We start from the raw sequence: 20,732 nt of genomic DNA, 5'->3' as shown, positions 1-20,732 counted from the left end.
CGCCTCACTTGAAACGGATCGTCGGGTTGATGACCGCGTACAGCACGTCGACGGTCAGATTGATCAGGATGAACTCGATCGAGAACAGCAGCACGATCGCCTGGATCACCGGGTAGTCGCGCATCGTCACCGCATCGACGAGCAGGCGCCCGAGCCCCGGCCAGTTGAACACCGCCTCGACGACGATCGAGCCGCCGAGCAGGAAGCCGAACTGCAGCCCCATCATCGTGACGACCGGGATCATCGCGTTGCGCAGGCAGTGCCTGAGCACGACCATCGGCTCGCGCACGCCCTTCGCGCGCGCGGTGCGCACGAAATCCTCGCCGAGCACCTCGACGAACGACGCGCGCGTGAAGCGCGCCATCACGGCGGCCACGGCCGCGCCGAGCGTCACCGAGGGCAGCACATAGCTCTTCCACGAGCCGTCCGGCACGACGGGCAGCCAGCCGAGCTTCACCGAGAACACTTCCATCAGCAGCATGCCGAGCGCGAACGCCGGAAACGAGATGCCCGACACAGCGAGCGTCATCCCGACGCGGTCCGGCCAGCGGTTGCGCCACACGGCCGACGCGATGCCGATCGCCATCCCGAACAGCGTCGCCCACGCCATGCTGACGACGGTCAGCGACAGCGTCGGCATGAAGCGCTCGCCGATCTCGGTCGCGACGGGCCGCTTGCTGCGCGTCGAGATGCCGAAGTCGCCGTGCGCGATCCGCGTGAAGAAGCTCGCGAACTGCGCAGGCAGCGGCTTGTCGAGGCCGAGATCGGCGCGCACGAGCGCGACCGTCGCGTCGTCGGCCTCGGGCCCGGCCGCGAGCCGCGCGGGGTCGCCCGGCAGCAGATGGACGAACAGGAACACGAGCACCGCGACGCACGCGAGCGTCGGCAGCAGCCCGAACAATCGTTTGACCAGAAAATTCAGCATGCGCTTGCCTCTCGATGCGGCGCGCGGGGCCACCGCGCGCCGCCGATGCCCGAGGCGGCCGGGCCGCCTCGCGTCACTCGCGTCACTCGCGTCACTTGATCGCGATCTCGTCGAAGTTGAACGAGCCGTCCGGCATCACGTACGCGCCCTGCAGACGCTTGCTGCGCGCGTAGACGATCTTCTCCTGCACGAGCGGAATCCACGGCGCGTCTGCCCAGATCCGCTTTTGCGCGTCCGAGTACAGTTCGGCCTTCTTCGCGCGGTCGGTCGTCTCGAGCGCCTTCGCGAGATCGGCGTCGACCGCATCGTTCCTGTAGTACGCGGTGTTCACGAGCTTCGGCGGAATCGACGACGACGCGAGCAGCGGCGTGATCGCCCAGTCCGATTCGCCCGTCGACGCGGACCAGCCGATGTAGTACATCCGCACGGGCGCCTTCGCCGGGTCCTGCGCGCTCTCGACCTTCGCCACCCGCTCGCCCGCCTCGAGCGCCTGCACCTGCGCCTTCACGCCGACCTGCGCGAGCTGCTGCTGGACGAACTGGATCGCCTTCTGCGACGTCGAGTTGTTGTACGCGGACCAGAGCGTCGTCTCGAAGCCGTTCGGATAACCCGCCTCCTTCAGCAGCGCGCGCGCCTTCGCCGGATCGTAGGGCCACGGGCCGAGCTTCACCGCGTAATCGACGCCCTGCGGCACGATGCCCGTGGCGGGCGTCGCATTGCCGGCGAACGCGACCTTCGCGAGCGCGTCCTTGTTGACCGCGTAGTTGAGCGCCTGGCGCACCTTCGGGTTGTCGAACGGCTTTTGCGTCACGTTCAGGCTCACGTAGCGCTGGATGATCGACGAACGCTCGATCACGTCGACCTTCGGGCTCGCCTTCAGATCGGCCGTCTGCTCGAACGGGATGCGGAACGCGAAATCGGCCTCGCCCGTCTTCATCAGCGCGGCGCGCGTGTTGTTGTCGACGACGGGCTTCCAGTCGATCGCGTCGATCTTCGGATAGCCGGCCTTCCAGTAGCCGGCGAACTTCTTCACCTTCAGATCGTCGGTCTGCTTCCACTCGACCAGCTCGAACGGGCCGGTGCCGACCGGATGCAGCCCGATCTCGCGCCCGTACTTCTTCAGCGCGGCGGGCGAGATCATCACGGCCGACGGATGCGCGAGCACGTTGACGAACGCCGAGAACGGCTCGGCGAGCGTGATCCTCACCGTGTACGGATCGACGACTTCCGTCTTCGCGATCCGGCGGAACAGGTTGTAGCGCTTCAGCTTGTTCGCCGGGTCGGTCACGCGGTCGAAGTTCGCCTTCACCGCGGCCGCGTTGAAATCGGCGCCGTCCTGGAACTTCACGCCCTGGCGCAGCTTGATCGTGTAGACCTTCGCGTCGGCGCTCGCGTCGTAGCCGGTCGCGAGCACGTTGACCAGCCTCATGTCCTTGTCGAAGCCGAACAGGCCCTGATAGAACGACTTCGACACCGCCTGCGACAGCGTGTCGTTCGAATCGTATGGATCGAGCGTCGTGAACGTCGAATCGACGGCCATCACCGCGGTCTGCTCGGCGAGCGCGAGCGGCGCGGACGACATCGCGATCACGCCCGCGCAGGCGGCGAGAAGCGCGCGCGGCGAGAACGGCGGGAACGAATGCGGCTGGGTCATGTGTGGGCTCCTTTGCGATGCTTCGCGAGTGCGTGTGACGGGGGTTCTGCGGTCCTGCGGTCCTGCTGTCGAGCGGTTCTGCTGTCGTCTCGTCCGGCGCGGCCGGCGTCCCGCGCCGTCCGCGTGCTGCGGCCCGCCGCGCCGATGCCGCGCGCCCTCTCAATACGCGCCGCCCACCCGATGCTCGGCGACGAAGTGATCGGGCCCGACCGCGACGAGCGGCGCGACGACAGGCTCGTCGCCGACCGCGCGGATCGGGCTCGGCAACTCGTCGGCGGGCAGCGTGCGCGGCGCGTGACGGCGCGCGGGATCGGCGATCGGCACCGCGCTCATCAGCTTCCTCGTGTACGGATGGCGCGGCGTCTCGAACACCGCGCGGCGCGGGCCGATCTCGACGATCTGCCCGAGATACATCACCGCGACGCGATGGCTGATCCGCTCGACGACCGCCATGTCGTGCGAGATGAACAGATACGCGACGCCGAGCTCGCGCTGCAAATCGAGCATCAGGTTGACGATCTGCGCCTGCACCGACACGTCGAGCGCCGACACCGACTCGTCGGCGATCACGACCTTCGGGTTCAGCGCGAGCGCGCGCGCGATCGCGATCCGCTGCCGCTGGCCGCCGGAGAATTCGTGCGGATAGCGGCGCGCGGCGTCGGCGGGCAGGCCGACGCGCTCGAGCAGCCAGTCGACGCGCGCCTGCGCCTGCCTGCCGCTCGCTACGCCGTGCACGAGGAGCGGCTCCATGATCGAGAAGCCGACCGTCAGGCGCGGATTCAGCGACGCGAACGGGTCCTGGAAAATGAACTGGATGTTCCGGCGCAGCGCCTGCAGCTCGCGCCCTTTCAGCGCGCCGATCTCGCGGCCCTCGAATTCGATCGAGCCGCTCATGCGCTCGACGAGGCGCAGCAGCGAGCGGCCCGTCGTCGATTTGCCGCAGCCCGATTCGCCGACGAGCGCGAGCGTCTCGCCCGCGCGCAGCTCGAAGCTCACGCGCTCGACCGCGTGCACGTATTGCGACACGCGGCCGAACGCGCCGCGCTCGACCGGAAAGCGCGTGACGAGATCGCGCACGCGCAACAGCGGCGGCGAGCCCGCGTCGATCGCGGGTTGAGCGCAAGCGGCGGCGGGCGCGGCCCCGGCATCGCCGCCCGCGACGACGAGCGCATCGCCCGCGACCGGATCGAAGCGCAGCAGCGGAAACTTCGCGGGCGCATGGGTGCCCTGCATCGATCCGAGCCGCGGCACCGCCGCGAGCAGCGCCTTCGTGTACGGATGCGACGGCGCGGCGAAGATCGCGTTGGACACGCCCTCCTCGACCTTCTCCCCGCGATACATGACGAGCACGCGATCGGCGACTTCCGCGACGACGCCCATGTCGTGCGTGATGAAGATCACGCCCATGTCCATCTCGTCCTGCAGCCCGCGGATCAACTGGAGGATCTGCGCCTGGATCGTCACGTCGAGCGCGGTGGTCGGCTCGTCGGCGATCAGGAGCGCCGGCCGGCACGACAGCGCCATCGCGATCATCACGCGCTGACGCATCCCGCCGGAAAGCTGATGCGGATGGCGCGCGAACACGCGGCGCGCCTCGGGAATGCGCACGAGATCGAGCAGGCGCAGCGCCTCCGCGCGCGCCTCGCCCACGCTCTTGTTCTGATGCAGCGCGATCGCCTCGCCGATCTGGTCGCCGACCGTGAAGACCGGATTGAGCGACGTCATCGGCTCCTGGAAGATCATCGCGACGTCCGCGCCGCGCACCGTGCGCAATACCGGCGGCGACGCGCGCACGAGATCGAGAACCGCGCCGCCGCGCCGGCGCAGCGCGATCTCGCCGCCCGCGATCGCGCCGCCGCCGTGCTCGACGAGGCGCATCAGCGCGAGCGACGTCACCGATTTGCCGGAGCCCGATTCGCCGACGATCGCGAGCGTCTCGCCGCGGTCGACGTGGAACGACAGCCCGCGCACCGCTTCGAACACCGTGTCTTCGCGGCGGAACGTGACGGACAGCCCGTCGACCGCGAGCACGCGCGCATCGGGCAGGCTCGGGGCGGATCGGCTCGCGCTCATCGGTTTCTCCTGTCGGTCCTGTCTGCGCTCGTTCGCGGCGTCACGCCGCGTCCTCGCGATAGATCGCGGTCACGAGCGCCTCGCCGACGCGTGCGTAGCCGCGATACATCCCTTCGGTGTTGAACGGCATCGCGAGATTGCCGCGCGAATCGATCGCGATGATCCCGCCGCGGCCCGCGATTTTCGGCAGCTTGTTCATCACGACGTCATACGCGGCGGACGCGAGCGACGCGCCGCGATATTCGATCTGCGCGGACACGTCGTATGCGGTCGCCAGGCGGATGAACATCTCGCCCGTGCCCGTCGACGACACCGCGCACGTCGCGTCGTTCGCATAGCAGCCCGCGCCGATGATCGGCGTGTCGCCGACGCGCCCCGGCTGCTTGTTCGTGATCCCGCCCGTCGACGTCGCCGCCGCGAGATGGCCGTGCAGATCGCGCGCGACCGCGCCGACCGTGCCGTGCTTGCGGTCCGGATCGAGCGGCTCGGGCGGCTCGGGCGGAAATGCGGCGCGCTCGCCGCCGCCGTTTCCGTTTCCATCGCCCTCGCCCTGGCCGAACGCGAACGCCGCCGCGTCGTGATCGAGCATCGTGCCCGACGCGCGCCGCGCCCTCAGCCATTGCGCGCGGCGGAACTCGGTGTCGAAGTAGCCCGGCTGCGCGAGCTCGAGCCCCTGCGCGGCCGCGAACGCGTCGGCGCCCGCGCCCGCGAGCATCACGTGCTCGCTCGCTTCGAGCACGCGGCGCGCGGCGAGCACCGGGTTGCGCACGCGCGTCGCGCAGCAGATCGCGCCCGCCGCGAGCGTCGCGCCGTCCATGATCGCGGCGTCGAGCTCGTGCGTGCCGTCGGCCGTATAGACAGCGCCGCGCCCCGCGTTGAAGAGCGGGCAATCCTCGAGCAGCCGCACGGCGACGCTGACCGCGTCGAGCGCGCTGCCGCCGTCGGCGAGCACTTTCTGCGCGGCGGCGAGGATCGCGGCAAGCTCGGCGCGGTACCGCGCTTCGGCGTCGGCCGCCATCGCGGCGCGCAGGATCGTGCCTGCGCCGCCGTGAATCGCAACGATTGCGGGTGAAGTCATCGGTCGGTTTTCCTGGAGCGGCGCGGCGGGCGCGGCGGCGCGGCGCACGCGCCCCGCGCCTCGAGCCACGGCAGCATGAATTCGGTCACTTCGGCGGCGGCGCGCGCCGAGCGCTGCGAGCGATGCGCGAGCGCGTCGATCAGCGCCTCGACGAGCGCGAGCACCGCGGCCTCGGACGTCGCCGCGAGCCGGCGCTCCGCGTGCACGAAGAGCGCGCGCGCGGCGAACGGCGCGATCGGCGAATCGGGCCCGTCGGTGATCGCGAGCACGGGCGCGCCGCGCTCGGCGGCGCGCCGCGTGAGCTCGATCGTGTCGTACACGTAGCGCGGAAACGCGATCGCGACGACGAGGTCGTCGCCGCGCGCGCTGAACAGGCGCCGCGCGGCGTCGGTCGGGCCGCCGGGCAGCGCGAGCGACTGCACGTTGTCGCGATACACGGACAGCCCGTGCTCCATCAGTCCGGCGAGAAACGCGCTCGCGCCCATCCCGACGATGAAGATCCGGCGCGCGGCGAGCAGCGAATCGACGGCCGCCTCGACGTTCGCGCGATCGAGCCGGGCGCGCGTGCGCTCGAGGTTCGCGAGCGCCTGCTCGAAGCTCGCGTCGATCAGCTCGCCGCCGCGCGCGCCCGCTTCGCGCTCCTGCGCGCAACGCAGCCGCTCGACGGGCGCGAGCGTCGCCTCGAAGCCGCGCACGAGCGCCGCGCGCAGCGCCGGGTAGCCGTCGAAGCCGAGCGCGCGCGCGAAGCGGTTCGCGGTCGCGATCGACGCGTCCACCGCGTTCGCGAGCTCGTCGATGCGCATCGTCGCCGCGCGGAACGGATTCGCGAGCACGTACTCGCCCATGCGCCGATGGATCGGCGTGAGCGACGGCAGCGCGGCGGCGATGCGCGCGGCGATCGGCGGATCGGCGGCAAGCGGCGTGGCGGGCGAACTGGGCATGCGGCGGCGGCGTTGAATCGAATGACGATGAAAGTAAATTTACACAATCGGCAAAATAGAAAAAATAAATTTTCATCGGGGTTTGCACTGCCCCCGACGATCGCCGCAAACCCGCGCCGCATGGGGCTCACGGCGGCGCGCGCGGCGCGATCCGGGCCGCTTTTTCCGGCATCGTCGGCGAATAGCTTACAATCTGTCAGTTTTCGTCTGCATCCTCGCTGTTGCAGCGCCTCCATCCGCGCCACGCGCGCGCTGCCGCATCCGCACCGTCCGCACCGTTGTTCGCGCCCGCGTCGGCTGCGGCGCTCGCCGCAGCGCCCCTTTTTCCGGAGACCCGCCTATGCCCCCATCCCGCTCCATGCCGCGCACGACGCTCAAGCCGCAAGTCGCCGTGCCGTCGCTCGCCGTGATCGGCGCGCTCCTCGCCTTCTGCGCGCTTCGGCCGAACGAAGCGGGCGCGCTATTCGGCGCCGGCCAGCAATGGATCGTCGAGCGTTTCGACTGGTTCTACGTGCTCGCGATCACGACCTTCCTGATCTTCCTCGTGCTGATCGCGGCGAGCCGCTTCGGCAACATCAAGCTCGGCCCCGACGACGCCGAGCCGGAATTCAGCTTCGTGTCGTGGACCGCGATGCTGTTCGCGGCCGGCATGGGCATCGGCCTCATGTATTTCGGCGTCGGCGAGCCGATCCAGCATTACCTGTCGCCGCCGACGGCCGCGGGCGGCACGCCCGCCGCCGCGCGCGAGGCGATGCTGATGTCGTTCTTCCACTGGGGCCTGCACGCGTGGGCGACGTACGGCGTGATGGGCCTCGTGCTCGCGTATTTCGGCTTTCGCTACAACCTGCCGCTCACGCTGCGCTCGGGCCTCTATCCGGTGCTGCGCGAAGGCGTGAACGGCTGGATCGGGCACGCGGTCGACGCGTTCGCGCTCGTCGGCACGGTCGCCGGGATCGCGGTGACGCTCGGCTACGGCGTGCTGCAACTGAGCGCGGGCCTGCACACGATCGCCGGCTGGCAAACCGACAGCGATGCGTTCCGCGTCGGCCTCGTCGCGGTGGTCGTCGCGCTCGCCGGGCTCTCCGCCGCGAGCGGGCTCGACAAGGGCGTGCGCCGGCTGTCCGAGCTGAACCTGATGCTCGCGTTCGCGCTGCTCGCGTTCGTTGTCGTCGCGGGGCCGACGTCGTTCCTGCTGCGCGCGTTCGGCGACAACGTCGGCGAGTATCTGTCGAAGCTCGTATCGCTGTCGTTTCGCACGTATGCGTACGAAACGCCGAACGAGCAAGGCTGGTTCGGCGGCTGGACGCTGCTCTACTGGGCATGGTGGGTGTCGTGGTCGCCGTTCGTCGGGATGTTCATCGCGCGGATCTCGCGCGGGCGCACGATCCGCGAGTTCGTGATCGGCGTGCTGCTCGTGCCGACCGCGTTCAACCTCGTCTGGATGACCGCGTTCGGCAACAGCGCGATCTGGCTCGACACGCACGCGGCCGCGGGCGCGCTCGCGCAGACGGCGACCAACGTCGACGCGCTGCTGTTCCGCTTCTTCGATTACCTGCCGCTCACGCAACTGCTGTCGGTCGCGGCGATCGTGCTGATCGCGGTGTTCTTCGTCACGTCGGCCGATTCGGGCGCGTTCGTGATCGACGCGATCGCGACGCGCGGCGCGCCGCATTCGCCCGTCTGGCAGCGGCTTTTCTGGGCGGCCGTGCTCGGCGTGACGGCGTCGGTGCTGCTCGTCGCGGGCGGGCTGAAGGCGCTGCAGGCGCTCACGCTCGTCGCCGCGCTGCCCGTCGCGCTCGTGATGCTCGCGCTCTGCTACGGGCTCTGGCGCGGCCTGAAGGCCGACCACGCGCACTACTCGCAGGACATGGCGCCCGCGACCAGCTTCTGGACCGGCCAGCACTGGCGCCACCGCCTGTCGCAGATCCTGCGGCACACGACCGACGCCGACGCGCGGCAGTTCATCGCGCAGACGGTCGAGCCGGCGCTGCGCAAGGTCGCCGACGAGCTGAAGGCGGGCGGCGTCGACGCGCACGTCGCGCGCGACGACGACGATGCGGTGCGCCTCACGGTGCCCGCGCCCGCGCAGCGCGATTTCGTCTACGGCGCGCGGGTGTCGCGCAGGTCGGCGCCCGCGTTCCGGATCCGCGAGGCGGCCGAGCCCGAGCCGCAGCGCGAGCACGTGTGCGAGGTGCTGACGTTCTTCGCGGACGGGCGGCTCGGCTACGACATCGAGTATCTGCGCGGCGACGAGATCATCGCCGACGTGCTGCGGCAGTACGAGCGCTACGTGTCGCTCGCGGCGGATACGCGCACGCATCTGTTGAATCGCGCGCCCGAGCATGCGGGGCCGGACGGGGTGGCGCAGTAAGCGGCGGCGGGATGGGCGCGCGGGCGAGCATTGCCCCCGCGCGACTCACACGCCGTACACAGCGTCGCGCACCTCGAGCGTCAACGGCCCCGACATCCCTTCATACGCGGTGTTCGTCATCAGCAGCACGGTGAGGCCGCGCGCGGCGTCGACGAACCACGAATGCCCGTAGACGCCGCCCCACTGCAACGTCCCCGCGCTTTGCGGCGACTGCGCGCGCGCCGGGTCGGACAGCACCGCGCCGCCGTAGCCGAAGCCCCAGCCGGGCCCGCGCGTCTCGGCGGCCGGCCCCGTGTGATCGGTGCGCATCGCGGCGACGAGCGCGGCGGGCAGGAAGCCGTCGCCGCCCGTGCGGATCGTCTCGAGCACGCGCAGCACGTCGTCGGCGCTGCCGTACATCCCCGCGCCGCCCGACGGAAACGCCGACGCGTCGAACACCCGCGACGGCGCGAAGCGCACCGCGACGCCGTGCCCTTCGGGCAGCGGCACGTCAAGGTTGTCGGTGATCCGCGCGGGTTCGGGCGCGGCGCTCGCATACGCCACCGCGAAGCGCGCGGGGTCGGCCGCGACGAAGCCCGTGTCGCGCATCCCGAGCGGCGTCGTGACGAGCTGCGCGACGGCGTCGGGCAGCGCGAGCCCCGTCTCGCGCTCGATCGCCGCGCCGAGCACGTCGAGCGCGAGCGAATAGCGCCACGCGCTGCCGGGCTCGAACGCGAGCGGCGCGGCCGCGATGCGCCGCAGGTTCTCCGCGAGATCGAAGTCGACGAGATCGATGCCGTCCGAAATGCCGAGCGTGTGATAGATCGAGCCCGGCGCTTCGAGCAGCCAGTAGCTCAGGCCCGCCGTGTGGGTCAGCAGCCGATGCACGGTCAGCGCGGGCGCGCGGCCGTCGGGCAGCGCCGGCGCGAAATCGGGCAGCCAGCGCGTGATCGGCGCGTCGAGCGCCATCCGGCCGGCGGCGACGAGGCGCAGCACCGCGGCGGTGACGATCGGCTTCGTGACCGACGACAGGCGAAACAGCGTGTCCTCGCGCATCGGCCGCTGCGTCTCGCGCTCCGCGAAGCCGTGCGCGCGCCGGTAGACGAGCCCGCCGTGCCGCGCGACGAGCGCGACCGCGCCGACGACGCGCCGCTCGGCGAGCGCCGTCGCGAGCACGCGGTCGAGCCGCCCGGCGAGCGCGGCGTCGTCGGTTGCGGCGGCTGCCGCGGATGCATGGGCTTCGAACTCCGGATTCATCGTGCTGATCCTCGTGGCTTCCAAAGCGTCGATTCTAGACAGCCCGCGCCGATTCCGCAGGCGTCGCCGCACGCCGGACGAGGACAATGCACGCGCGCCGCGCGATTCGCTAAGATAGCCGGCTGTTTCCGATTGCGCCAACGCGCCGAAGAGGTGCCGCTCCGATGACCGCCCCCGCCACGCTCGCCGCCGCCGGCGCGACGCCGCTCGCCGAATGGATCGGCCTCGGCGCGCTCGCGCTGCTCTACCTGTTCGGCCTCGGCTGGGCGCTGCGCGGCGCGGCGTCGCGAGCGCGCGGCCGCGCGTACTGGATCGCGTGCGCGGCGCTGATCGCGGGCGGCACCGCATGCGCGCTCGTCGCGCCGCCATCGTCGCCCGAATCCGCCGAGATGCCGCCCGGCTTCGGGCTCGGCCTGCTCGTCGCGATGCTCGGCATCGCCGGCACGACGGCCGGCTGCGCGTGGCAGGCGCTCGCGCGGCTGCGGCGCGGGCACCGGTAGGCGCGCGAGCCCCGCGTCAACGCCCGCCGCCCCGCTCGGCGAGCGTGCGGGCGATCGCGGCGAGGCGCTCGACGCGGTGGTCGAGCGCATAGAGCGCGGCCGCCGCGGGCACCGCGCCGACCGGACAGCCGAGCCCCTTCGTGAAATCGACCCACGCCGAATCCCGGCCATCCGTGTACGCGCGCATCGGCACGCCCGTTGCGCAGCTCGCGTTGTTCGGGAAACGCGATCAGCGCGCACGCCTTGTCGATCGTGCGGCGCGCGTCGAAGTAACAGGGCGCGACGTGGCACGCGGCGGCGCGAAAGGTCGGACAGGTTTTCATGGAGGCGGCGGAAAAGATCTCGGGGTGGATTCACAGCGATTATCGAAACCGGGCCAGGCCGCGTCCATGCACAGCGCCCGGCGCAATCGCTGGAACAGCGGCCGCGTCGCCGCCTTGTTTTTCGCGAAATATCGGATATACCTAATCCATCCATTCCGCTCGAAAAGCCCGGCGCAGGCCGCCCGGATCGACGCCGCGGCGGCGTTTCGCGCGCGCCGGCCGAACGCCCGGCGAGGCCGTGCGCGCACCGAATAACAAGGAGAACGCCGTGGCGAAGATCCTCGAAAACGTCGAGCACATCGTTGTCGTGATGTTCGAGAACCGCTCGTTCGACACGATGCTCGGCTGGCTCTATCCGCCCGGCACGCAGCCCGCGCACGTGCTGCCGCCGCGCAGCTCGCCGCAGTTCGACGGCCTGAAGCCCGAGATGTCGAACCCGTCGACGGCAGGCAAGACGATCGCCGTCACGCGCGAGGCGCTCAACAACGTGATCCCCGATCCGCAGGAGACGTTCGTCAACGTGACGAGCCAGATTCTCGGCCCGGGCGACGCGAGCAGCCCGTGGCCGCCGATGCAGGGCTTCGTCGTCAATTACGAGACGACGCAGACGGCCGATCCGGGCCACGTGATGCAATGCCACAGCGTCGCGCAACTGCCGACGCTCGCGGCGCTCGCGCGCGCGTTCGCGGTATCCGACGCGTGGTTCGCGTCGGTGCCGAGCCAGACCTGGCCGAACCGCGCGTTCGCGCACGCGGGCACGTCGAACGGGCACGTGAACAACGGCGCGATCCCCGATCCGCTCGAATGGAACGTGCCGACGATCTTCGACGTGCTCGCCTCGATCGGCGCGAGCTGGGCGGTGTACAGCGATACGGCCGTCACGCCGTCGCTCACGCACACGATGTTTCCGTCGCTGTGGAAGGACGCGTACGCCGACCGCTTCAGGCGCTTCCCGGATTTCGTCGCCGCGTGCCGGAACGACGCGCTGCCGCAATACGCGTTCGTCGAGCCGAGCTTCCTGTTCGAGCCGAACGACCAGCATCCGCCGCACGACGTGCGCGCGGGCGACGCATTCCTGCACCACATCTGGACGGCGATCAGCACGTCGCCCGGCTGGCCGCGCACGCTGCTCGTCGTGACCTACGACGAGCACGGCGGCTGCTTCGACCACGTGCTGCCGCCCGCGAACGCGACGCCGCCCGACAACACGAGCAACCCCGGCGACGAAGCGTTCGGCTTCCATCGCTTCGGCGTGCGCGTGCCGGCCGTCGTCGTGTCGCCGTACATCGAGGCGGGCACCGTGTTCCGCTCGCCGACGAACGTCCCTTACGACCACACGTCGATCCTCGCGACGCTGCGCGACTGGCTCGACATCCCGCCCGACCGGATGCTCAAGAGCGCGCGGATCGCGAACGCGCCGACGCTCGCGCAGCTTCTCACGCGCGACACGCCACGCACCGGTCTGCCGGCAATCGCCGCGCCGTCGACGGACTTCGCCCATCCGCCGCCGAGCGCGCCGCTCAACGACCTGCAAAAAAGCCTCGTGACCGGCACGTCGCGGCGCGACGGGCACGATCCGGCCGCGAGCGTCGCGCCGATCGCGACGCGCCAGCACGCGCTCGATTTCTTCGCGCGCCGGGCGGCGGCAAAACCGGCGTAGCGGCATAGCGGCCGCCGCACCGGGGCGCGCGGGGCGCGGCCCGCTCGCACGCGCACGCCGTGCGCGCACGGCGCCCGATGCTCGCAAAATCCGGCATGATAGATGCTTGAAACGACGCGGATGCCAGCCGCGCGAGCGCTCGCGAGTCCGCGCGGTCGCGCCCCGCCAACCCAATGAACCCGTCGCCGCCATCGCCATGAAGTTCCACCCCGGTCTCGTCGCCGAACTGACGGTGAACCTGCTGCTGCCCTGGGCCGCCTATCGCGCCGCGCTCCCGTACTGGGACGAGACGGGCGGCCTCATCGCGTCCGCCGTGCCGCCGCTCGTCTGGAGCGTGATCCAGCTCGCGCGGTTCCGGCGGGTGGATGCGCTGTCCGCGCTCGTGCTGTTCGGCATCGTGCTGTCGATCGCCGCGGCGCTCGCGGGCGGCAGCCCGCGGATGCTGTTGATGCGCGAATCGCTCGCCTCGGGCGCGATCGGCATCGCGTTCCTCGCGTCGCTCGCGCTGCGCAAGCCGCTCGTGTTCCATCTCGCGCGCGCGACGGTCGCGCGCGAGGCGCACGACGGCGCCGCGCGGCTCGACGCGCTGTGGGTCGAGCGGCCCGCGTTCGTCGCGTCGATGCGGCTGATGACGCTCGTCTGGGGATGCGGCCTCGTCGCCGAGAACCTGCTGCGCGCGTGGATGGTGTGGAACTGGCCGGTCGAGCGCGTGCTCGTCGTCGCGCCGTTCGTCGGCTACGGCGTCTACGGCGCGCTGATGATGTGGACGCTGTGGTATCGGAAAGTGATGCGCGCGAACGCGCTCGCGGGCGTGCCGCGGGGCGGCGCGCTCGGGTGAGCGGCACGCCCGGGGCTCGTTATCGGCGTGAACGGGCCCTAACGCCGGCGGCGGAAGAACGCGACCGGATTCGCCGTCGCGCGTGCGCCCCGGCAGGCCCGCGCGCGCACCGCGACATCGAACGCGTCGTTCGACGCGGCCTCCGCGTGCCCTTCGTGCCAGATGCCCGCGAGGCGGCTGGGCTGCCGATCCGGTACGGATTCGGCCGGCCCGCGCGATAGTCGGCGAAACCCTGCCGATACGCGCCGTACAACGTGAGCGGCGCATCTTCGCAAGGCGTGCGGCAGGCCGAGGCTATCGGCTCGGCTCCCACCTCCGTGACCAGCATCGCGCCGTCGATGTCGTTCGACTCCCCGACGCTCGCGCGGCGACGCTCGACCTCGACGAATCCCATGTGAAGCTCCCTGAATCCGGTTCTTTACCGGAGAGGAGCAATAAGGATGCCAGTCTCGCCGCGCGTCGCGCACGCCGTCGCGGCAAGGCCGCGCGGACACGGCGCGGCGCAACGGACGCCGACGTTACGGAACATGTCACGTGACATGCGCGGCGCGCGCCGGCCGCGCATTCCGTCTCATCGGTGAAACGCGGCGTCGCGGTTGTCGTCGCGGTGATCCGCGCCGTTGCCGTTGCCGTCGTCGCCTTGCGCGAGCCGCGCGCGCAGGAATTCGAGAAAGAGCTGCACGACCTTCGGCAGCGTGCGCCCGACGAGCGTCTGCAACTCGACCGCGCGCGCGTCCATCCCGCTATCGGCGATCGGCCGCACCGCGAGCTCTCCTCGCGCCTGCCGCGAGCGCACCGTGACCTCCCCGGAGATCGAGATCGCATCGCACGCGATCGCGAAGTTGTGCAGCGCGACGATGTTGTTGCTGACCATCACCGGCTCGATCATCAGGTTCTGGCGGCTCGACACGACGTCGAACAACTGACGGATCGTCGTGCTCGGGTCCGGCAGCGCGAGCGGATACGCGCTCATCTGCAGCACCGACACCTGCCCGAAGCGCGCGAGCGGATGATCGCCGCGCATCACCGCCATCACCGGCGCGCCCTGCCGGTGCTCGACCTTGATGTCGCTCTCGGGCGTGCGGCTGAACGTCACGCCGACGTCCGCCTCGCCCTTCTTCACGCGGCGCGTGACGTCGGCGGGCGCGCACACGGCCGCCTGGAACACGATGCCGGGGTACGTGCGGCGAAAGTCCGCGATCGCGTGCGGCACGAACTCGATCGCGAAGCCCTCGGACATCGCGATGCGCACCTGCCCGCGCCGCAATCCCTGCAGCGCGTCGATGTCCTGCACGAGCCGGTCGGCCTCGAGCTCGGTGCGGAACGCATACGCGGCGAGCATCTCGCCCGCCGCGCTCGCCACCATCCCGCGCGCGCGGCGCTCGAAGAGCGGCGTGCCGAGCACCTGCTCGAGATGCGCGATCTGCCGGCTGATCGCCGAGCCGGCGACGTTCAGCCGCGCGGACGCCTCGCTGATCGATCCCGCGCGCACGACAGCGAGGAAGTAGCGCAATGCGGTGTCCTGCAATTGATCGTGCTTCATCCCGTCTCCTCGCGATCGCCGGCGCCGCGATGCCGATTCGGCAACGCAGGCTTATTTTTTCGATAATAGTCGCAACAAAATTCGCTGTTTACGCTTGGCCCTGAGCGTGGCGCCCCTGCCCGCCCCTGATTTCCAGGAGCCTTGCGATGAATCGTCGGTTCGCCGTTCGCCCCGCCCTCCGCCTCGCCGCCTGCGCGGCGCTCGCGCCGATGCTGTCGCTGCCCGGCGCCGCGCACGCCGGCCGTGCGAACGACACGCTCGTCTACGCGTCCGACAGCGAGCCGGAGAACATCTCGCCGTATCACAACAACCTGCGCGAGGGCGTGATCGTCGCGCACATGGCATGGGACACGCTGATCTACCGCGATCCGAAGACGGGCGCATACAAGCCCGAGCTCGCGACCGCGTGGAAGTGGGAATCGCCGACGTCGCTCGTCGTGGACCTGCGCCGCGGCGTGACCTTCCACAACGGCGACAAGTTCACGGCCGACGACGTCGTGTTCACGTTCAACTACGTCGTCGCGCCGGATTCGAAGGTCGTCACGCGGCAGAACACCGACTGGATCCAGAGTGCCGAGAAGACGGGCGACTACCAGGTCCGCATCCGCCTGAAGGCGCCGTTCCCGGCGGCGCTCGAATACCTGTCGGGCCCGACGCCGATCTATCCGGCCGCCTACTTCAGGAAGGTCGGCCTGCAGGGCTTCAGCAAGGCGCCCGTCGGCACCGGGCCGTACAGGATCGCGGCGGTGACGCCCGGCGTCGGCGTGACGATGGTCAAGAACCCGAACTATTTCAAGGACAGCCCGCTCGGCCAGCCGAAGATCGGCACGGTCAGGTTCGTCGTGATTCCCGATCCGGAGACGCGCGCGGCGCAACTGATGACGGGCGCCGTCGACTGGATCTGGCGCGTGCCCGCCGACCAGGCCGATTCGCTGAAGGCGATGCCGAACCTGACCGTGCAAAGTGGCGAGACGATGCGGGTGGGCTATCTGTCGATGGACGCCGCGGGCGCGTCCGCGCCGAACTCGCCGTTCAAGGACGCGCGCGTGCGGCAGGCGGTCAACTACGCGATCAACCGCGGCGCGCTCGCGAAGAACCTCGTGCGCGGCGGCAGCCAGCCCGTCTACGCGCCGTGCTTTCGCACGCAGTTCGGCTGCGACACGTCGGGCGTCGTCAAGTACGACTACAACCCGGCGAAGGCGCGCGAGCTCCTGAAGGCGGCCGGCTACCCGAACGGCTTCGACACCGATCTGTACGCGTACCGCGAGCGCGAATACGCGGAGGCGATGATCGGCGATCTGCGCAAGGTCGGCATCAACGCGCGGCTGCATTACCTGCAGTACGCGGCGCTGCGCACCGCGCAGCGCTCGGGCAAGACGCCGCTCACGTTCCAGGCGTGGGGCTCGTTCTCGGTCAATGACGCGTCCGCGTTCGTCAGCGTCTACTTCAAGGGCGGCCCCGACGACACTGCGAAGGACGCGGCCGTCGAGAAATGGCTCGCCGCGGCCGACACGTCGAACGACCCGGCGGTGCGCAAGACGAACTATGCGAAGGCGCTCGCGCGGATCAGCGAACAGGCGTACTGGGCGCCGCTCTTCTCGTATTCCACGAACTACGCGTACGCGTCGGCGCTGAACTTCAACGCGTACCCGGACGAGTTGCCGCGCTTCTACGAAGCGAGCTGGAAATAAGCGGGCGCGCGCCGCGCCCGAACCGTCCGCAGCCCCGGAGCGGCGCTTCGTCGCCGCATCGGGCTGCGCCCTTCACGTCCGATCCGTTCATCGCGCCATGTCAGCCTATCTGCTCCGCCGCCTGGGCCTCGCGATCGCCGTCGCGCTCACCGTGTCGATCGTCAGTTTCGCGCTGCTCCATCTGTCCGGCGATCTCGCAACCGCGCTCGCCGGCCCCGAGGCGAGCGCCGCGCAAGTCGACGCGCTGCGCATCCAGTACGGGCTCGACCGGCCCGTCGCCGCGCAGTACGTCGAGTGGCTGTGGCGCGCCGCGCATCTCGACTTCGGCCGCTCGTACTTCTTCCAGTCGTCGGTCGCCGAGCTGATCGCCGAGCGCCTGCCGATCACGCTGAAGCTCGGCGGCGTCGCGCTCGCGCTCGCGGTGGCGGTGGCGATTCCGCTCGGCGTCGTCGCCGCGCTGTACCGCGACACGTGGATCGATCGCGCGGCGCTCGTCGTCGCGGTGATCGGCCAGGCGATGCCGAGCTTCTGGTTCGGCCTCACGCTGATCCTCGTGTTCGCGGTGGGGCTCAAATGGCTGCCGGTGGCCGGCAACGACGGCTGGCGCAACTTCGTGCTGCCCGCCGTTGCGCTCGGCTACTACGCGACGCCCGCGATGATGCGGCTCACGCGCGCCGGCATGCTCGACGTGCTCGGCGCCGACTACGTCCGCACCGCGCGCGCGAAGGGCCTGAGCCCCGCGCGCGTCGTCTTCAAGCACGCGCTGCGCAACGCGCTGATACCCGTCGTCGCGCTCGCGGCGGTCGAGCTCGGCTTCATGCTCGGCGGCTCGGTCGTCATCGAATCGGTGTTCTCGCTGCAAGGGCTCGGCCAGCTCGCGTGGGATGCGATCGCGCGCAACGATTTCCCGGTCGTGCAGGCCGTCGTCCTCATCATCGCGATGTTCTACGTCGCGCTGACGTTCGTCGCGGACGTCGCGAACGCGGCGCTCGATCCGCGCATTCGCACCCGATAGCGTTTCATTCGACAGGAGCGGCCCATGTCCTCGCGCTCGCCTTCTCTTCCCGCCCTGCGCATCGACGCACCCGCCCGCCCCGCGTGGCGGCGCGCGGCGCGCCGGCTCGCCGGCCATCGCGGCCTGTCGATCGGCGCGGCGCTCGTCGCGCTCGTCGTGCTGGCCGCCCTCTTCGCGCCGTGGCTCGCGCCGCACGATCCGTACGGCCAGGACCTCGCGCGCCGGCTGCTGCCGCCCGCGTGGGACGCCGCGCGCGGCAGTTGGCTCCACCCGCTCGGCACCGACAAGCTCGGCCGCGACTACCTGAGCCGTCTGCTGTTCGGCGCGCGCGTGTCGCTCGCGATCGGCGTCGCGGCGGCCGCGCTGTCGGGCGCGATCGGCACGACGCTCGGCGTGCTCGCCGGCTACTTCGGCGGCCGCGTCGACGCGGCGATCAGCTACCTGATCACGACGCGGCTCGCGATGCCCGTCGTGCTCGTCGCGCTCGCGATGTCGTCGCTGCTCGGCGGATCGCTGAAAACCGTGATCGTGCTGCTCGGCCTGCTGCTGTGGGACCGCTTCGCGGTCGTGTCGCGCTCGGTCGCGCAGCAGTTGCGCGACGCCGAGTTCATCGCGGCCGCGAAGGCGCTCGGCGCGTCGACGCCCTGCATCCTCGTGCGCGAGCTGCTGCCGAACATCGCGGGCGCGCTGATCGTCGTCGCGACGCTCGAGATGGCGCACGCGATCCTGCTCGAGGCGACGCTGTCGTTCCTCGGGCTCGGCGTGCCCGCGCCGATGCCGTCGTGGGGGCTGATGATCGCCGAAGGCAAGGCGTACATGTTCTTCCAGCCGTGGGTGATCCTGATTCCGGGCGCGGCGCTCGCGATCACGGTGCTCGCGATCAATCTCGTCGGCGACGGCGTTCGCGACCTCACCGCGCCCGAAGGCCGCTGACCGGCCGGAGAAAGGAGAAACCCGATGGCTGCATTGCTCGAAGTCGACAATCTGCGGGTCGATCTGCCGACCCCGAACGGCATGCTGCACGCGGTGCGCGGGATCGACCTGCGCATCGAGCGCGGCGAGCTCCTGTGCGTGGTGGGCGAATCCGGCTGCGGCAAGTCGATGACGTCGCTCGCGCTGATGGGCCTGCTGCCGCGCGGCGCGCAGCGGCGCGCGGACAGGCTCGCGTTCGACGGCGTCGATCTGCTGTCGCTCGAGCGCCGCGCGATGGGCGCGCTGCGCGGCAGCCGGATCGCGATGATCTTCCAGGACCCGATGACGTCGCTCAATCCCGCGTACACGCTCGGCAACCAGCTCTGCGAGGCGCTGCGCCAGCATCGCCGCGTGTCGCCCGCGCAGGCGCGCGAGCGCGCGGTGCACCTGCTCGAGCGCGCGGGCGTCGCGCACGCGGCCGAGCGGCTGCGCCAGTATCCGCACCAGCTCTCGGGCGGGCTGCGCCAGCGCGTGATGATCGCGATGGCGCTGATGTGCGAGCCCGAGCTCATCATCGCCGACGAGCCGACGACCGCGCTCGACGTGACGATCCAGGCCGAGATCCTGCGGATGCTGCGCGAGCTGCAGCGCGAGTTCGGCACCGCGGTGCTGTTCATCACGCACGATCTCGGCGTCGTGTCGCGGATCGCCGATCGTGTCGCGGTGATGTACGCGGGCGAAGTCGTCGAGACCGCGAGCGCCGCGCAACTGTTCGCGCGGCCGACGCATCCGTACACGCGCGGACTGCTGAACAGCATCCCGGTGCGGGGCAAGACGCGGCCCGGCTCGCGGCTCGACGCGATTCCCGGCGTCGTGCCGTCGCTCGTCGGCGACATCGACGGCTGCGCGTTCCGCAACCGCTGCGCGCTCGCGCGCGACGATTGCGCGCGAGCGCCGGCGTTCGTCGACGTCGGCGGCGGCCATCGCGCGCGCTGCGTGCTCGTCGAATCCGCCTGCGAGGAGATCTGCCGATGAACGCCGCTGCGCTTTCCGCGTCCGCCGCGTCCACTATGTCGCACGCCGCTGTCGACGCCGATTTCAAGCCCGATTCCCAGCCCGCATCGCCCGCCGCCGACGTCGCGCTCGAACTGCGCGCGCTCACCCGCACGTTCGCGCTCAAGCGCGGCCTGTTCCGCGCGCCGGCGCCGCTGCGCGCGGTCGACCGTGTGTCGCTGCGGCTCCATCGCGGCGAGACGCTCGCGCTCGTCGGCGAATCCGGCTGCGGCAAGAGCACGCTCGCGAAGATGCTGCTCGGCCTGCTGCCGCCCACGTCGGGCGACGTGCTGATCGACGGCCGGCCGATCGATCCGCGCGACGCGCGGCGCACCGCGCAGCGCATCCAGCCGGTCTTCCAGGACCCGTATTCGTCGCTGAATCCGCGCAAGACCGTCGCGCAGATCGTCGGGATGCCGCTGCGCGTGCACCGGCGCGGCGCGCGCGACGAACAGGATGCCGAAGTGCGCCGGATGCTCGATCTCGTCGGGATGCCGCAGCGCACGCACGGCGAGTATCCCGGCCAGTTGTCGGGCGGCCAGCGGCAGCGCGTCGCGATCGCGCGCGCGCTGATCCTGCGTCCCGGCATCCTCGTCTGCGACGAGCCGACGTCCGCGCTCGACGTGTCCGTGCAGGCGCAGATCCTGAACCTGCTGCTCGATCTGAAGGCCGAGCTCGGCTTGAGCTACCTGTTCATCAGCCACGACCTGGGCGTCGTCGAGCATCTCGCTGATCGCGTCGCGGTGATGGAGCGCGGCCGCATCGTCGAGCAGGACACGGCCAAGCGCGTGTTCGCGCAGCCGGCCCACCCTTACACGCGCAGGCTGCTCGCGTCGGCGCTGACGCCGGAGCCGGGCCTGGGGCTGCCCGATCCGCCCGCGCCGGACGACGGCAGCGCGCGGCGCACCGCCTGAATCCT

At 70.7% G+C, this 20,732-nt stretch carries 18 protein-coding genes and 1 pseudogene; 10 read left to right on the top strand and 9 right to left on the bottom strand.

The window, feature by feature from the left end; all coding sequences use genetic code 11:
• Positions 1 to 4 precede the first annotated feature (4 nt).
• The 5 genes from gsiC to AQ610_RS24225 all read right to left on the bottom strand — a co-directional run bounded on the left by gsiC (position 5) and on the right by AQ610_RS24225 (position 6,671).
• A complete protein-coding gene (gene gsiC / locus AQ610_RS24245) occupies positions 5 to 925 on the bottom strand; it encodes a glutathione ABC transporter permease GsiC (RefSeq protein ID WP_006027048.1) in 921 nt (306 codons plus the stop codon).
• A 91-nt stretch (positions 926 to 1,016) separates the two neighbouring features.
• Positions 1,017 to 2,579 carry a glutathione ABC transporter substrate-binding protein GsiB gene (gene gsiB, locus AQ610_RS24240; protein WP_006027047.1) on the bottom strand — a complete coding sequence of 521 codons (1,563 nt, stop codon included), beginning with the start codon at positions 2,577 to 2,579 and terminating at the stop codon, positions 1,017 to 1,019.
• 159 nt (positions 2,580 to 2,738) lie between these two features.
• Complete coding sequence (locus AQ610_RS24235) at positions 2,739 to 4,652, bottom strand: dipeptide ABC transporter ATP-binding protein (protein ID WP_006027046.1); 1,914 nt, start codon at positions 4,650 to 4,652, stop codon at positions 2,739 to 2,741.
• Between the two features lie 40 nt (positions 4,653 to 4,692).
• Positions 4,693 to 5,730, bottom strand: coding sequence for an isoaspartyl peptidase/L-asparaginase family protein (locus AQ610_RS24230; RefSeq protein WP_006027045.1), 1,038 nt, complete (start codon positions 5,728 to 5,730; stop codon positions 4,693 to 4,695).
• Positions 5,727 to 6,671 carry a MurR/RpiR family transcriptional regulator gene (locus tag AQ610_RS24225; RefSeq protein ID WP_006027044.1) on the bottom strand — a complete coding sequence of 315 codons (945 nt, stop codon included), beginning with the start codon at positions 6,669 to 6,671 and terminating at the stop codon, positions 5,727 to 5,729. The genes AQ610_RS24230 and AQ610_RS24225 overlap by 4 nt, the downstream gene beginning before the upstream one ends.
• A gap of 340 nt (positions 6,672 to 7,011) precedes the next feature.
• Here AQ610_RS24225 and AQ610_RS24220 point away from each other — a divergent pair, with 340 nt between their 5' ends.
• A complete protein-coding gene (locus tag AQ610_RS24220) occupies positions 7,012 to 9,042 on the top strand; it encodes a BCCT family transporter (protein ID WP_043282724.1) in 2,031 nt (676 codons plus the stop codon).
• Positions 9,043 to 9,087: 45 nt separating this feature from the next.
• On the opposite strand, the gene AQ610_RS24215 is transcribed toward AQ610_RS24220, so the two are convergent.
• A complete protein-coding gene (locus tag AQ610_RS24215; RefSeq protein ID WP_043282723.1) occupies positions 9,088 to 10,278 on the bottom strand; it encodes a serine hydrolase domain-containing protein in 1,191 nt (396 codons plus the stop codon).
• Positions 10,279 to 10,442: 164 nt separating this feature from the next.
• On the opposite strand from AQ610_RS24215, the gene AQ610_RS24210 reads away from it, so the two are divergent.
• On the top strand, positions 10,443 to 10,778 hold the full coding sequence (locus tag AQ610_RS24210; protein WP_006027041.1) for a hypothetical protein: 336 nt from the start codon (positions 10,443 to 10,445) through the stop codon (positions 10,776 to 10,778).
• A 16-nt stretch (positions 10,779 to 10,794) separates the two neighbouring features.
• On the opposite strand, the gene AQ610_RS36400 is transcribed toward AQ610_RS24210, so the two are convergent.
• Positions 10,795 to 10,965 (bottom strand): hypothetical protein, encoded by a 171-nt coding sequence (locus tag AQ610_RS36400; protein WP_009915223.1) that lies wholly within the window; start codon positions 10,963 to 10,965, stop codon positions 10,795 to 10,797.
• Between AQ610_RS36400 and AQ610_RS36395 the strand changes: the two genes are divergently transcribed.
• From AQ610_RS36395 to AQ610_RS24195, 3 genes are all read left to right on the top strand, one after another.
• Positions 10,952 to 11,356, top strand: a complete 405-nt coding sequence (locus AQ610_RS36395; RefSeq protein WP_144411894.1) for a hypothetical protein — start codon at positions 10,952 to 10,954, stop codon at positions 11,354 to 11,356. The genes AQ610_RS36400 and AQ610_RS36395 overlap by 14 nt on opposite strands.
• Positions 11,357 to 11,369: 13 nt before the next feature.
• Positions 11,370 to 12,761 carry an alkaline phosphatase family protein gene (locus AQ610_RS24200; protein ID WP_006027040.1) on the top strand — a complete coding sequence of 464 codons (1,392 nt, stop codon included), beginning with the start codon at positions 11,370 to 11,372 and terminating at the stop codon, positions 12,759 to 12,761.
• A gap of 196 nt (positions 12,762 to 12,957) precedes the next feature.
• A complete protein-coding gene (locus AQ610_RS24195) occupies positions 12,958 to 13,599 on the top strand; it encodes a VC0807 family protein (protein WP_006027039.1) in 642 nt (213 codons plus the stop codon).
• Positions 13,600 to 13,637: 38 nt separating this feature from the next.
• Here the strand turns inward: AQ610_RS24195 and AQ610_RS36980 are convergent.
• A pseudogene (locus tag AQ610_RS36980) lies at positions 13,638 to 13,993 on the bottom strand (hypothetical protein).
• A 177-nt stretch (positions 13,994 to 14,170) separates the two neighbouring features.
• On the bottom strand, positions 14,171 to 15,142 hold the full coding sequence (locus AQ610_RS24190) for a LysR family transcriptional regulator (RefSeq protein ID WP_006027037.1): 972 nt from the start codon (positions 15,140 to 15,142) through the stop codon (positions 14,171 to 14,173).
• A 146-nt stretch (positions 15,143 to 15,288) separates the two neighbouring features.
• Between AQ610_RS24190 and AQ610_RS24185 the strand changes: the two genes are divergently transcribed.
• The 5 genes from AQ610_RS24185 to AQ610_RS24165 all read left to right on the top strand — a co-directional run bounded on the left by AQ610_RS24185 (position 15,289) and on the right by AQ610_RS24165 (position 20,727).
• The gene (locus AQ610_RS24185) at positions 15,289 to 16,833 is read left to right on the top strand and encodes an ABC transporter substrate-binding protein (protein WP_009916675.1); all 1,545 of its coding nucleotides are present in this window, start codon (positions 15,289 to 15,291) and stop codon (positions 16,831 to 16,833) included.
• Positions 16,834 to 16,930: 97 nt separating this feature from the next.
• Entirely contained in the window at positions 16,931 to 17,848 is a 918-nt protein-coding gene (locus AQ610_RS24180) for an ABC transporter permease (RefSeq protein WP_006027035.1), read from the top strand.
• Positions 17,849 to 17,872: 24 nt separating this feature from the next.
• Entirely contained in the window at positions 17,873 to 18,781 is a 909-nt protein-coding gene (locus AQ610_RS24175; protein WP_006027034.1) for an ABC transporter permease, read from the top strand.
• Between the two features lie 24 nt (positions 18,782 to 18,805).
• Positions 18,806 to 19,795 carry an ABC transporter ATP-binding protein gene (locus tag AQ610_RS24170; protein ID WP_006027033.1) on the top strand — a complete coding sequence of 330 codons (990 nt, stop codon included), beginning with the start codon at positions 18,806 to 18,808 and terminating at the stop codon, positions 19,793 to 19,795.
• Positions 19,796 to 19,830: 35 nt separating this feature from the next.
• A complete protein-coding gene (locus AQ610_RS24165) occupies positions 19,831 to 20,727 on the top strand; it encodes an ATP-binding cassette domain-containing protein (RefSeq protein ID WP_006027032.1) in 897 nt (298 codons plus the stop codon).
• Positions 20,728 to 20,732 lie beyond the last annotated feature (5 nt).

It is taken from the genome of Burkholderia humptydooensis, from assembly GCF_001513745.1.
Classification (GTDB): Bacteria; Pseudomonadota; Gammaproteobacteria; order Burkholderiales; family Burkholderiaceae; genus Burkholderia; species Burkholderia humptydooensis.
The sequence above is the reverse complement of the archived record's forward strand: the minus strand, read 5'-3'. Positions and strand labels throughout refer to the sequence as shown.

Bases quoted from the DNA above. Each gene is read 5' to 3' on its own strand.
- AQ610_RS24170 (WP_006027033.1), top strand. From the start codon at position 18,806: ATGGCTGCATTGCTCGAAGTCGACAATCTGCGGGTCGATCTGCCGACC.
- AQ610_RS24195 (WP_006027039.1), top strand. From the start codon at position 12,958: ATGAAGTTCCACCCCGGTCTCGTCGCCGAACTGACGGTGAACCTGCTG.
- AQ610_RS24175 (WP_006027034.1), top strand. From the start codon at position 17,873: ATGTCCTCGCGCTCGCCTTCTCTTCCCGCCCTGCGCATCGACGCACCC.
- AQ610_RS24185 (WP_009916675.1), top strand. From the start codon at position 15,289: ATGAATCGTCGGTTCGCCGTTCGCCCCGCCCTCCGCCTCGCCGCCTGC.
- AQ610_RS24230 (WP_006027045.1), bottom strand. From the start codon at position 5,730: ATGACTTCACCCGCAATCGTTGCGATTCACGGCGGCGCAGGCACGATC.
- AQ610_RS24220 (WP_043282724.1), top strand. From the start codon at position 7,012: ATGCCCCCATCCCGCTCCATGCCGCGCACGACGCTCAAGCCGCAAGTC.
- AQ610_RS24190 (WP_006027037.1), bottom strand. From the start codon at position 15,142: ATGAAGCACGATCAATTGCAGGACACCGCATTGCGCTACTTCCTCGCT.
- gsiC (WP_006027048.1), bottom strand. From the start codon at position 925: ATGCTGAATTTTCTGGTCAAACGATTGTTCGGGCTGCTGCCGACGCTC.
- AQ610_RS24180 (WP_006027035.1), top strand. From the start codon at position 16,931: ATGTCAGCCTATCTGCTCCGCCGCCTGGGCCTCGCGATCGCCGTCGCG.
- AQ610_RS24210 (WP_006027041.1), top strand. From the start codon at position 10,443: ATGACCGCCCCCGCCACGCTCGCCGCCGCCGGCGCGACGCCGCTCGCC.
- AQ610_RS24165 (WP_006027032.1), top strand. From the start codon at position 19,831: ATGTCGCACGCCGCTGTCGACGCCGATTTCAAGCCCGATTCCCAGCCC.
- AQ610_RS36400 (WP_009915223.1), bottom strand. From the start codon at position 10,965: ATGCGCGCGTACACGGATGGCCGGGATTCGGCGTGGGTCGATTTCACG.
- AQ610_RS24215 (WP_043282723.1), bottom strand. From the start codon at position 10,278: ATGAATCCGGAGTTCGAAGCCCATGCATCCGCGGCAGCCGCCGCAACC.
- AQ610_RS24235 (WP_006027046.1), bottom strand. From the start codon at position 4,652: ATGAGCGCGAGCCGATCCGCCCCGAGCCTGCCCGATGCGCGCGTGCTC.
- gsiB (WP_006027047.1), bottom strand. From the start codon at position 2,579: ATGACCCAGCCGCATTCGTTCCCGCCGTTCTCGCCGCGCGCGCTTCTC.
- AQ610_RS24225 (WP_006027044.1), bottom strand. From the start codon at position 6,671: ATGCCCAGTTCGCCCGCCACGCCGCTTGCCGCCGATCCGCCGATCGCC.